The sequence below is a fragment of the Pseudoalteromonas sp. HL-AS2 genome (genome assembly GCF_031198805.1).
GTDB lineage: Bacteria > Pseudomonadota > Gammaproteobacteria > Enterobacterales > Alteromonadaceae > Pseudoalteromonas > Pseudoalteromonas nigrifaciens.
This window is the reverse complement of record NZ_CP133571.1, coordinates 1,902,882-1,914,839: the sequence shown is the minus strand read 5'-3', so window position 1 is coordinate 1,914,839 and position 11,958 is coordinate 1,902,882. Positions and strand designations below refer to the sequence as shown.

At 40.3% G+C, this 11,958-nt stretch carries 10 protein-coding genes; 6 read left to right on the top strand and 4 right to left on the bottom strand.

The window, feature by feature from the left end; all coding sequences use genetic code 11:
- Window positions 1–46: 46 nt before the first annotated feature.
- From RB215_RS08955 to RB215_RS08945, 3 genes are all read right to left on the bottom strand, one after another.
- Entirely contained in the window at window positions 47–655 is a 609-nt protein-coding gene (locus RB215_RS08955; protein ID WP_011328508.1) for a PilZ domain-containing protein, read from the bottom strand.
- A 224-nt stretch (window positions 656–879) separates the two neighbouring features.
- Window positions 880–1,641, bottom strand: a complete 762-nt coding sequence (locus tag RB215_RS08950) for a haloacid dehalogenase type II (protein ID WP_041454475.1) — start codon at window positions 1,639–1,641, stop codon at window positions 880–882.
- Window positions 1,641–2,291, bottom strand: a complete 651-nt coding sequence (locus RB215_RS08945) for a peroxiredoxin-like family protein (RefSeq protein ID WP_179807298.1) — start codon at window positions 2,289–2,291, stop codon at window positions 1,641–1,643. Before RB215_RS08945 ends, RB215_RS08950 begins: the two co-directional genes overlap by 1 nt.
- A gap of 119 nt (window positions 2,292–2,410) precedes the next feature.
- Here RB215_RS08945 and RB215_RS08940 point away from each other — a divergent pair, with 119 nt between their 5' ends.
- From RB215_RS08940 to RB215_RS08930, 3 genes are all read left to right on the top strand, one after another.
- A complete protein-coding gene (locus tag RB215_RS08940) occupies window positions 2,411–3,295 on the top strand; it encodes a LysR family transcriptional regulator (protein ID WP_309216238.1) in 885 nt (294 codons plus the stop codon).
- Between the two features lie 152 nt (window positions 3,296–3,447).
- Window positions 3,448–4,806, top strand: coding sequence for a cytochrome c (locus RB215_RS08935; RefSeq protein WP_309216237.1), 1,359 nt, complete (start codon window positions 3,448–3,450; stop codon window positions 4,804–4,806).
- Complete coding sequence (locus RB215_RS08930; protein WP_197182527.1) at window positions 4,799–5,698, top strand: c-type cytochrome; 900 nt, start codon at window positions 4,799–4,801, stop codon at window positions 5,696–5,698. The genes RB215_RS08935 and RB215_RS08930 overlap by 8 nt, the downstream gene beginning before the upstream one ends.
- Before the next feature lie 183 nt (window positions 5,699–5,881).
- Here the strand turns inward: RB215_RS08930 and RB215_RS08925 are convergent, their stop codons facing one another.
- Complete coding sequence (locus RB215_RS08925; RefSeq protein WP_011328502.1) at window positions 5,882–6,898, bottom strand: hypothetical protein; 1,017 nt, start codon at window positions 6,896–6,898, stop codon at window positions 5,882–5,884.
- 273 nt (window positions 6,899–7,171) lie between these two features.
- Between RB215_RS08925 and RB215_RS08920 the strand changes: the two genes are divergently transcribed.
- Genes RB215_RS08920 through RB215_RS08910 form a run of 3 tightly spaced genes read left to right on the top strand, consistent with a single transcriptional unit; the run spans window position 7,172 to window position 11,865 of the window.
- Window positions 7,172–7,747 (top strand): RNA polymerase sigma factor, encoded by a 576-nt coding sequence (locus RB215_RS08920; RefSeq protein WP_182683380.1) that lies wholly within the window; start codon window positions 7,172–7,174, stop codon window positions 7,745–7,747.
- Complete coding sequence (locus RB215_RS08915) at window positions 7,744–8,820, top strand: FecR family protein (protein ID WP_011328500.1); 1,077 nt, start codon at window positions 7,744–7,746, stop codon at window positions 8,818–8,820. Before RB215_RS08920 ends, RB215_RS08915 begins: the two co-directional genes overlap by 4 nt.
- Before the next feature lie 45 nt (window positions 8,821–8,865).
- Complete coding sequence (locus RB215_RS08910) at window positions 8,866–11,865, top strand: TonB-dependent receptor (protein ID WP_309216234.1); 3,000 nt, start codon at window positions 8,866–8,868, stop codon at window positions 11,863–11,865.
- Window positions 11,866–11,958: the final 93 nt, after the last annotated feature.

Below are 11,958 nucleotides of genomic sequence, written 5' to 3'. Positions count from 1 at the left end.
ACAAATTAAGGTAGCGCTAGTTTAGCAGTTTGAGTGTACATGTCAGCTATTTATCATCTGCTTGCATGTTTTGTGATTGCTCTAATTGCTGGCGTTTTTTTAGTTGTCGGGTTTGCGCATGCAAACTGGCTCTAACGACTAGTTCTTGGTCGCTGTCTCTTATGGCTATAAAGAGTAAAGTGTATTGGTAATGCTCGGTATCGATTTTTTTAATTGCAACGACTTCGGTATAGCAATAAACAGCTGACGCTTCATGGTGTAAAAAAAGTTTAGTCCGAAACTTTTGCCCTAAAGAATAAACATCCTCTGTTGTAAATTTTACGCCACCGCCGCCATAACTATCGCAATAAATAGCGTTATCTTCGCTTTGCTCTGAGGCGAGAACATGGCTCATTATTAAGTCTATTTTACGTGATTGCGCTTGTAAAAAAACTGCTAGTTCTTGGGCAACATCACCTAAATTACGCAGTGGTCCAAGCGCGCTTTGCTCTAAGCTACTTACTTCATTAGCGAGTTTAAATAAAGGGGGAATGTCTGCGTCTAACTGGGTAAGGTTTTTTGGAACGGCGTTATCATCAACTATGTATAGGTTTACACGGTTACTTTCATCAATTTGAAAATATTGTTCAAACTCACTTAATCTTTGACTGTTCATAGCACTCTCCGCAACACATTTAAGTAATAATAGCGCCCTTAGTGCTAAATTACTAGAATATATGTTTTTTGAATAACTGCTTGAATACTTTATTTATATTCATTTTATAAATATAAAAAAACGGCCAACGTTATCCTAACATTGGCCGCTGGGGTATTGATTAATTTTTACCACTTTAATCATGGCACATAGATGCCGTATGGGGAGGAGACCATTACATCAGGTTATTTAAGCAGCTCGGTTAACTCATGTAAGTTTTTTACAACATGATCTGGTTTTTTAGCCAGTGGGTAAAGTGCTTTACCTGGGCGTGCAATAAAAGTGGTTTGTAAACCGGCTGCTTTTGCGCCGGCTACGTCCCAACCATGTGCTGCAACCATCATGGCTTCATTTGGTTTTACATTAAGTTTTTTAAGTACCCATTGGTACGCACGTAAGTCAGGCTTGTACACTTTAATATCTTCAATGCTGTAGCGCTCGTCAAAATAATGGGTTAAACCAGCGCTTTCAAATTGTGCTTGTACGCCTTTATTTGAAGAGTTTGTTAGGCTAACCAGCTTATAACCTTGTGCTCTTAATGCAGCTAAACCTGCTTTTACGTCTGCGTGTGGAGGCAGTGTTAATAATGGTGTAACAATCGCGGTTTTTGCTTGCTCGCTGGTAATATTAATATTGTTGTTTTGTGCCACCATTAATAATGACGCCACGCCAATTTGGCCAAAGTCTTGGTAATCGCCAATTACAGTTGATACCAACGAGTGGTGTAGCATAGTAGAAAACCACAATGGTAATAAATCCTCTCGCCCACCAAGTGCTTCGCCTATAGAAGCGCGCATTGAATCTAGATCAAGGAGTGTTTCGTTAACGTCAAAAATTAACACTTTAGGTTTATTTGAGGTTTGTTCGGCCATAGTATCTCCAGATAATAGGCTTGCGCCTAAAATTAATGAAAGGGTTAGGGTTTTTAGGGATGTTAATACAGACATTATTTACTCTCAGATTTTAAAGCGTTTAATACATCAAAAGGTTCAGCGCGTAGGGTGTAGTCTTCAGTTACAAATGCGTAAGTGATCACACCTTGTTGATTAATAACATAAGTGGCCGGTAGTGGTAGTTGAAAGCTTTTATCGCCGTAGTAGTGCTCAAAATCAATACCAAATTCGGTATATAATGCTTGAATACGCTCATCGAGTGTAAACAATAAACCGAACTGCTTGGCTATTTTATTACTTACATCTGAAAGTACATCAAATTCAAGGTCGTTTTTTTGCGCCGTTGACAGTGTTTCATCAGGAAGTTGTGGTGAAATGGCAATTAACTGTGCATTTTGCGCTTTAAATTGTGGTAAGTAATCATTTAGGGCTTTTAACTCTAAATTGCAATAAGGGCACCAGCCACCACGGTAAAAGCTAATAATTACTGGGCCTTGTTTTAATAATGTCGCAAGTTCAACCGTGTTCCCTTGATGATTAGCCAAGCTAAAATTGGTAACTTTTTGCCCTACCTGTAATGCATTATCTTTAATGTGCTGGGCAATAAGCTCTGCGTTTGTCGTATTCATTAGTGCTAAAACATCTGCAGGGAGCTTTGCTTCTTTTTGCACGTTATAGGCGTCAATTTGCGCTTTTAAACTCATATATAACCTCAATAATTAAGTTACGTTAGATTATATAGTTTTAGTTATTTAAATATAGATTGCAAAAGTGAAAGCTTCATTCGAAAATATTAAACATTGAAAACCCAAAGTAGCTTTTTATGTATAACATAAGTGATTTAGAAACTTTTATAGCCGTAGTAGAGAATAAAGGTGTACTTGCCGCTGCGCGCGAGCAAGGTTTATCGCCAGCAACAGTGAGCCATCGCCTTAGTAAATTAGAGCGAGAGTTGTCTACTGTTTTAGTCTTTAGGGATAGTCGGCGAGTACGTTTATCGCCTGCAGGAGAGGTGTTTTACACGCGTGTGGGCGCTATTATTGAGGCACTGCACGATGCAGAGCATAGTATAGGTGCTCGCAGCTCAACTGTGAGTGGGTTGCTAAGGGTAACTATGCCACCGTGGATTTTTTCTAAGTATGTTATGCCTAAGCTCAGCGAGTTTGAAAGTGAATATCCTCAATTAAAACTCGACTTTTTAATTACGGACCACTTTATTAATGTGGTTGATGATGCTCAAGATGTGGCTATAAGAGTAGGGCAGTTAAACGACTCTGGCATGTTGTCGCGTAAAATAGTCAATAATAGCCGTGTGTTATGTGCAGCGCCTAGCTATATAAATAAACAGGGTATGCCAAGTAATTTAACCGAGCTTGCGGCGCATTATTGGGTATGTTTGCCGTGGCAAAAGCAATTAAAATTATTTGACGAGCAAGGCAAAATCCACAGTTTTAATGCTAAAACCCGCTTTACTATTTCAAACTCAGATAACATGACCCAAGCTGCCATTGCTGGGCATGGCATTGCAATTAAATCAAAAATAGCAATTGGTGATGAGCTTGAAAATGGCACCTTAGTTGAAGTTATGCCCGGTGTAATGGCGCAAAGCGACGCACCAGTATGGTTTTTACGGCCACAAAACAGCTTAACCACACGTAAAACTGAGGTGTTTTTTAACTTTATAAAGTCATTATTTGTTGCATGCTAACTATATAAGCGGTTGCATGACGCTTTTATTATGAGCAGCGCATGCGTTAGATCAACCTTTGTTCTTATACTCATTTGAGAATATTTTATTGTTGTTATTATCCCCCTCAGGCTTATTGGCCGTTTTATTTCTTTGAGGGATTAAATTTAACAATGAAAAAAGTGACGTACATTGTGTTAGTAGGTATTGCACTCTTGGTGTTTGCCTTTATGGGCGCTAAGCTCATTCCTATTACTTTAGCACCACCTTTAGCTGCAACACATAAAGTAGATATTAACGATCAAACGCTCATTGCTCAGGGCGAATACTACGCACGAGTTGCTGACTGTGTTGCGTGCCATACGGCACCCGGCGGAAAACCTTTTGCGGGTGGCTTAGGCATGCAAACACCTATGGGGGCTATTTATTCTACAAATATTACTCCCGACATCGAAACAGGCATTGGTAGTTATAGCTACGTCGATTTTGAACGTGCAGTTAGAAAAGGCATTCGCCAAGATAACCAACCGCTTTATCCTGCTATGCCTTTTGTGTCATATAAAATAGTAAATGATGCTGAAATAGAGGCAATGTACGCGTATTTTATGTCAAGCGTTAGCGCAGTAAAGCAACAAAATCAACAAACAACCATTCCATGGCCTGCAAGTATGCGTTGGCCATTAGCATGGTGGCATGCATTATTTTCACCAGCGCGTAGCTTTACAGCTAACCCCAATTTAACGACTGAGCAAAATCAGGGTGCCTATTTAGTTGAGGGATTAGCTCACTGTGGTGCGTGCCATACGCCACGTGGTATTGCTTTTCAAGAAAAGGCGCTATCAGATGATGCATCGGGTCAGTTTGTATCAGGCTCAGTACTGGAGGGCTGGTATGCTAAAAGTTTACGTAATGAAGGGTTAGGCTTAGCAACCTGGAAACAAGCCGATATTGTTGAATTTTTAAAAACAGGACGTACCGACAAAACTGCCGCATTTGGCAGCATGGCCGATGTAGTGGCGCATAGTACGCGGTACTTTACTGATAAAGATTTAAACGCTATTGCTAGCTATTTGCATCAGTTAGCACCGCGCCCTGGGTATGAAAAAAATTGGCAGTCAAAAGCAGATACCACTACAAGTGCATTGCGGGCAGGTGACTTTTCGGCCTCTGGTGCTTTGTTGTATATGGAGCAGTGCGCCGCGTGTCATCGTTTAGATGGAAAAGGCGCACCACGTATTTTTCCAGCATTGGCTGGTAACTCTATTGTGTTTGCAGAAGATCCCAGTTCGTTAATTCAAGTCACTTTAGCAGGGGGTGAAATGGCAACAACCGCGCACGATGTAATGACATTTACTATGCCTGAGTTTTATCATTTAAAAAACCAAGAGTTAGCCGATGTTTTAAACTTTATTCGCAACAGTTGGGGCAATCATGGCAGCCATATTTCAACTCGAGATGTTGCGACTATGCGCCGTGTAGTTGACCATGCTCCGGTACATTATGTACCCGCAAAGGAGATAGAAAATGAATAAGTTACTAGGGATAAGCGTGCTTGTAGTTGTAATTTCGGTTGCTGCTTACATGGGTTATGAAAGCCGTTTTTATGATGCGCCTGATGCAAAAACTTACGATGTAATTGATGCCGAAGGTAAGGTGATTGATCAATTTACCATTCCAAAAATTACCGATGTAGTAGGCCACAAAGATGAAGAGGCTATTTTATACGGTATGCGCTTACTTAACGAAACGGCGCGCTTATTGCCCGATAATGTAGGTAACGGGCTCAATTGCAATAGTTGCCATATGGGGCAAGGTAAACGAGAGTTGGGGGCACCCTATATAAATACTTATAATCGCTATCCGCGCTTTAATCCACGTGCGCAACGCGTACTTGATTTAAACGAGCGTATTAACGGCTGTTTTCAACGTTCGATGAATGGTAAACCAATCCCAATAGATTCGCCAGAAATGCAAGGTATGCATGCTTATATGAAATGGTTGGGTGGTGATGTGGCACCGGGCAATACCGTTAAGCTAACTAGCCTAGAGTATTTTAAAGTAGGCAAATATACAGCAAACGCAAATAACGGTGCACAGGTTTATGCAGCGCAATGCGGTACTTGTCATGGCAGTGATGGCGAGGGGATAAAAGATCAATTTGGTGATTATATTTTCCCACCATTATGGGGCGATGACTCATTTAACATTGGGGCAGGTATGGCACGAGCCTCTCGAGCAGGTGCATTTGTTATTCATAACATGCCATTGAGTGTGAGTCGTGAAGCGCCGCTTGGGCAGATCACTTTATCAGAGCAAGAGGTTGTTGATGTTGTGGAATACTTTACTAAAAAGCCACGTCCTGACTTTGCAGGTAAAGAAAACGATTGGCCAGGTATGGATAATCCCGCTGATTCTCGTTATTAATACAGTATGCATAACCGCTTAAGCTAACAAGGTTAAGCGGTTTTTTATTGCTGCAATGTACTTAGTTAAAACTCAGATTATTTACTCTGTGTATACTAGAGTAGTACAAAAAACGCGCCGTTTTGGCGCATTTTTATTGGCATAACATAAACCTAATATTTGAATTAAGACCATTACCTCAGATTATTTAAAATTCCACATTGACCATATACCTACTTCATTTTGAGTTCGCTCAACTGTTGCACTATCAATATTACTTTGCTTAGCAACAAGCGCCAGCGTTAAATAAGAAGTTGCCTTATAATCAACACCTAGTTGTATGTAATCACGTTCTAAACTAGCGTTTAAACGTCTATTAGGGTTGATTGTATCGTACCGAGCAAATGCAGAGTAACCCGGTTTAAAAGCATAACTTGCCCAGGTCCCCCAGCCGCTGCTAGCGTCTTGCGGTATTTTGTTAACTTGGTTCCAGTTGTCGTTATATACATATTCAACGCCAAAACGTACCCCTTGATGCAGGTAACTTAGCGCTGCATTGAAACGCTCTGCAGTATGATTTTTCTCGGCCTCGTCTTTATCAAGTGCGCGTGTACCTTGATAGGCACCTAAAGCAAAATCAAATTGTTTATTTATATGCCACACAGCCGATGCTTCTAAATCAATTCGATCGCCCACAGTTGGCTTTTGAAAACCACCCCCAGTAATAGCCGATACAGCATACGAAAAGTGCGCCGATTTATGGCCATAATGAATACCTAAATCGGTTGGACCGGCTAATTTGTTTTTTGGCGTTAAGCTCGGATCAACATAACGATACCCTACACGGCGTGCGATGTAATCAATCCATGGCAGTTCAGCAACACCAATTTTAAGCGTACTTCCTTGATTAAAATTGCGTTTTATATAAGCATGACGAAACCAAATGTCGGTAGGGTCTTGCTGGCGTTGCCACTGCACATCTGTGGTCACTGTTAATGACCAGTCATCATTAAATTGATGGTCTAAATTAAGATAAAAGCGTTTTACATCAAGTTGCCAATCTTCAATATCCTGGTGCTGATCGTCAATTTGAATATTACTAAAATTCGCAAATACTTGGCTCGATAACGTGGTTTGCGATGCGCTCACCGGTGCACTAATAACAAGCAATCCACTTGCTGCTAATAATACAGAAACACTTAAACTTGTTTTATTAAACACCACAAAACTCCCTTAGGTTGCTTACATTCAAGCGAGATAAATTTTGCATATTATAGCTTTTTAGTTGTTGCACCACGAACTTGCTAATACGTTATTTAGTTAAAGCATGACCTAGGTCAAAATGCAGGTTTATTACTGTTTTAATAACATATAAAGAGACTTTTAACGCAACGAAAAAATAACCGCGGATTAACAATTTACCTTGTAATTAACGTTAAAATTAGTCATCTTAACAAACTTAGGTTTATACAATAATAAGGGATGAAATTAAGGATGGCGCGAGGACTCAAATTAGCCACTACATTTACAGAGTTATCGACTCATTTACGCCGCTTTGTTTCACGAATAGTGTTACCTGACGACGTAGAAGATATAGTGCAAGAAACCTTTATTAAAAGCTACGAAGCTGATTTAAAACAAGATATTCAATTTACGCGTAGTTACATGCTCAAAACTGCTAAACACCTTGCCCTTAATCATATTGCTAAATGGGATAATAAATTTAGCGACTCCCTTTGTGATGATCATGAATTACCAAAGTTACTTAAATCAATACAACTAGAGGACGAGTACACCTCGAAAGAGCGTTTTTTATTGTTTTGTCGGGCAACAGAGCAACTAAGCTTGACGGTTCGTAAGTGTTTTATATTAAAAAAAGTGTACGGTATGAGCCAAAAAGAAATTGCCCAGCAACTACAGTTAAGTCAAAGCACAGTAGAAAAACATATTGCAAAAGGGTTACTACAAACCATGCTATACATGCGAGAGCATTCTCAGGATGAAAATGAGCAGTATAAAAAGCACGATACCGCTGCTCAAAGGCCAACTATAGTGAGTGTGGCAAAATGAGTAATATTCATCAATTTACACCAAAAGATTTAATTTTAGAAACAGCAGCTAATTGGATAAGCGCGATAGATCGCGGTTTAAACAAGGTTGAAAAAGAGCAATTTAAATTATGGATGCTGCAAAGTAATGCACACCAAGACGCCGTTTACGAACTCGCTAAGTTGTGGGACGAACTGAGTGTATTAAACGAGTTAAGCACTTTATTTCCGCATAAAAACAATACCGAGGAAAAAAGTAAATGGGTGTTTTCGTATGGTATCGCGGCCAGCTTATTTGCTGCGTTAATGATTTGCAGTTACTTATTGGTTAATTTAGAGACTGGTTATAACCAAGCCCTAGCGAAAGTTAATTATACTAAAATTTATAAAACCAAGGTGGGAGAGCAAGCCACTTACGTACTGCCCGATGGCACCATAGTGCAACTTAATACCAATAGCCTATTAGAGGTTGCCTATAGTAAAGGGCGCAGACAGTTATTACTGAGTAGAGGGGAAGGGCGTTTTAATGTTGCTAAAGATGCTACGCGGCCATTTAGTGTGATGGCAGGTGATAAAAGCTTTACAGCATTAGGTACTGTATTTAATGTGCAGCGCAATACCTCATCTCATTTAGAATTAGTGGTAACCGAAGGAAAAGTTATGATCACTGATCCGAGTGTAGCTGTAGATGCTAACGATTTTAAAGCCTATCAACTAGCCGATAACAGCACCCAAAAAATTAGAAAAATAAACGCAAATATTGTGCTCTCAGGCGAAAAAGCAATTATAGAAAAAAGTGTTACAGCGCCTATTAAACGCCTCTCTGCTGACGATGTGCAACGAGATTTAGCGTGGCAAAATGGCATGCTAATTTTTAACGGAGAACAATTAAGCGATGCCTTAAATGAAGTTAGCCGTTATACCGCTACTCGGTTTGAGCTTTCATCGGCAGAGCTTGCGAATATTAAAGTTGCAGGGGTATTTAAAGCGGGTGATGTTGCTGGGCTACTTGAAAGTTTAAAAACAAATTTTTCGATTGATCACGAACGCTTAGGTGAGCACGTAGTTAGCCTTAAACGTCAAACTAAGTCATAAATAGCAGCGCCTAAAATCATGCTAATGTTGGATTAAGTTGCAATTATGAACATGCAAAGTAAAAAATATATTAATAAAAAGAATAAAACCTATAGAGGATTTTTGTTTGCCAACTGTTTATATAAGTTGCGCAGTAACCAAACGCATTTATTGTGTAGTTTGAGTGTGCTTGCATCGGCTTTTTTTAGCTTGAATGTTTTAGCCACAGTAACTACCGGGCAAATGGTGCAATTTGATATAAAAGCGCAGCGAGCAGACAAAGCTTTAATAGAATTTGCTAAGCAAACTGAGCAAACCGTGGTGTTTTCTTATGAGTTAGCTAAACAATATAATGCAAATTCGCTTTATGGTTTTTACACCCAATTAGATGCACTGGAGGCACTGTTAGGTGACAGTAAGCTCGATGCGGTTGTTGATCAAAATGGTTTACTGAGTATAAAACTCAAACAAATCAATAGGAAAAATAACAACATGATGAAGCTTTCAGGCGTTAGTGCAGCAATATTGCCTGCATTACTTGCTGCAAACACTCAGGGCGTTAATGCTGCTGAAGATGTTGCCCAAGAAAAAATAGAAAAAATTGCCATTGTCGGGAGTCGTGTAGCAGGTCGTTCAGTTGAAGATTTACCTGTTCCGGTTGATATTTTAAGTGCAGAAGCACTAGAGAATACAGGGCAAACAGAAGTGGGCAGAATGCTGCAGTCAATTGCGCCTTCGTTTAACTTTTCAAGCTCGTCAATTAGTGATGGCACCGACGCCCTTCGCCCAGCAACACTGCGTGGTTTAGGCCCAGATCAAACATTAGTACTTATTAACGGTAAGCGCCGCCACCAAGCCAGTATTATTCATATTAATACTTCGGTAGGTCGTGGTACAGCGGGTACCGATATGAATGCTATTCCGGCGTCGGCAATTAAGCGCATTGAAGTACTGCGTGACGGTGCTGCAGCGCAATATGGCTCAGATGCCATAGCGGGTGTTATTAATATAGTACTCAAAGATGGTAGCGAAGGTGGTAAAGCCGCAATTAACTATGGCCAATATTCAGAAGGCGATGGTGAAACGATAAACCTTGATTTTAATAAGGGTTTTGCTTTAGGTGATAAAGGTTACGTAAATACTACACTTAACTACCGTGATCGTGCGCCAACTAACCGTGCCGGTTTACATGGCTCTTGCCAATTTAATGGTTGTACAACACTTGATGACGGCACTTTAGTAGCGGGCGATCCGCGAGAGCTAACAGCCGACAGAGATACCTTTAGAATAGGCGATGCCGACTCACAACAATTTGGCTTAATTGTAAGCACAGGTTATGAGTTAGGTGATGGCGAACTATACGGTTTTATTACTTATTCAACGCGCGATAACGAGTCGGCAGCGTTTTTCAGGCACAATGCCAACGGTGGCGGTAATACGGTTTTACAAGATAACGATGCGACAATTCAGGCTGGCTTTTTGCCAAAAATTAACACCACTATCGACGATATTTCGTATAACTTTGGTTACAAAACGCAATTTGATAACGATGCTAGCTTAGACTTATCGTACACCTATGGTGAAAACAGTATTGATTACACTACCAGTGACACAATTAACGCCTCGTATGCTAACTTTTTACGCTATGACCAAGGCTTAAGTGCTGCTGATATTCGCGCCACTATTCCGCGTGAAGCCTATGCTTACGGTATGGAATTATCGCTACAAACGCTTAATTTAGATTTTACTCAAAATTTTGATGATTACTCACTCGCTATGGGCGCAGAAATTCGCACCGATGAGTATCGCATTTTAGAAGGCAGCGAATACGCATACCGAGATTACGATACAGTAGAAGGAGTGAGTGAATTTAGCGGTTTAAGCGGTGGTGTTGGCAGCGAAGATGCTTCGGGCGGTACGCAAGGTTTTGGTGGTTCATCGCCAATGTCATCGGTTGATGAGTCGCGCGATGTGATTTCGTTCTACCTTGATGCTGAAACCTATATTATTGAAGACGTTATTTTATCGGGCGCACTGCGCTACGATAATTATAAAGGCTTTGGTGATACGGTTAACTTTAAACTAGCGGGTAACTGGTCGATTACTGACGATATATCACTGCGTGGTGCATTAAGCTCAGGTTTTAGAGCGCCGTCAATGCAGCAGCTGTATTTTAATAATATCAGTACTCAATTTGTTGTTGACGATGTTACTGGCAACTTAGTTGCCGAAGAAGTCGGTACTTTTAGAAACGACTCAACATTAGCGCAAAGCTTAGGTATTCCAAAACTAACAGAAGAAAAGTCGCAAAACCGCAGCTTAGGTATAGTGTATAACGTAACAGACAACATTAACGTAACGCTCGATTATTACTCAATTGATATAGACGACCGTATAGTTATTAGTAATCGTTTAGGTAAAGGGTTGTCGCCAAGTCTTGACGCTGCATTAATAAGCTCAGGTGCTGGTGCGGGTCAGTTTTTCTTAAATGGTGCTGATACAGAAACGCAAGGTATTGACTTTGTTGCTACCTGGAACACTGAAGGGTTAGGCGGTACGCTTGATTTTACCTTAGCAGCTAACTTTACTAAAACCGATGTGGTGTCGTTATTTACCCCTGCAGGTTCAGGCTTAGAAACAGTACCGGTTGAGGACGTGTTCTCTGACCAAGAAATTTCTATTATTGAAGAGTGGCAACCAGAGGATCGCATTAACTTAAGTGCGCTTTATCAACGTGATGACTGGACAGTTAATTTGTCACTTAATCGCTTTGGTGAGTACACAGTAGAAGATGGCGGCCGCCAGACCTACGGTGCCGAAATATTAACTGATGTTAAAGTAAATTACTTTATAACTGAGAACTTATCGGTAAATATTGGTGCAAATAACTTATTTGATGTGTACCCAGATGAAAATACTATAGGTAATTCACGTACTGGTACTATTGTAGATGCCCAAGGCAATACCATTGTAAGCAGCCCAGGGGTATTTAAATACTCTCGCCGTTCAGCCCCATTTGGCTTTAACGGTGCGTATTACTACCTAGGTGCAGAATACCGCTTTTAATTATAGATACTCCCATTTTATACTTAATATAAAGCCCAGCATTTAAGAATGCTGGGCTTTTTTAATTGTTTAACCTGAACTCAGCTTTAGGTA

What these genes read in the sequence shown, in the direction of transcription:
- RB215_RS08945 (WP_179807298.1), bottom strand. Translation starts at nt 2,291, where the DNA reads ATGAGTTTAAAAGCGCAAATTGACGCCTATAACGTGCAAAAAGAAGCA.
- RB215_RS08940 (WP_309216238.1), top strand. Translation starts at nt 2,411, where the DNA reads ATGTATAACATAAGTGATTTAGAAACTTTTATAGCCGTAGTAGAGAAT.
- RB215_RS08955 (WP_011328508.1), bottom strand. Translation starts at nt 655, where the DNA reads ATGAACAGTCAAAGATTAAGTGAGTTTGAACAATATTTTCAAATTGAT.
- RB215_RS08950 (WP_041454475.1), bottom strand. Translation starts at nt 1,641, where the DNA reads ATGTCTGTATTAACATCCCTAAAAACCCTAACCCTTTCATTAATTTTA.
- RB215_RS08930 (WP_197182527.1), top strand. Translation starts at nt 4,799, where the DNA reads ATGAATAAGTTACTAGGGATAAGCGTGCTTGTAGTTGTAATTTCGGTT.
- RB215_RS08920 (WP_182683380.1), top strand. Translation starts at nt 7,172, where the DNA reads ATGGCGCGAGGACTCAAATTAGCCACTACATTTACAGAGTTATCGACT.
- RB215_RS08915 (WP_011328500.1), top strand. Translation starts at nt 7,744, where the DNA reads ATGAGTAATATTCATCAATTTACACCAAAAGATTTAATTTTAGAAACA.
- RB215_RS08935 (WP_309216237.1), top strand. Translation starts at nt 3,448, where the DNA reads ATGAAAAAAGTGACGTACATTGTGTTAGTAGGTATTGCACTCTTGGTG.
- RB215_RS08910 (WP_309216234.1), top strand. Translation starts at nt 8,866, where the DNA reads ATGAACATGCAAAGTAAAAAATATATTAATAAAAAGAATAAAACCTAT.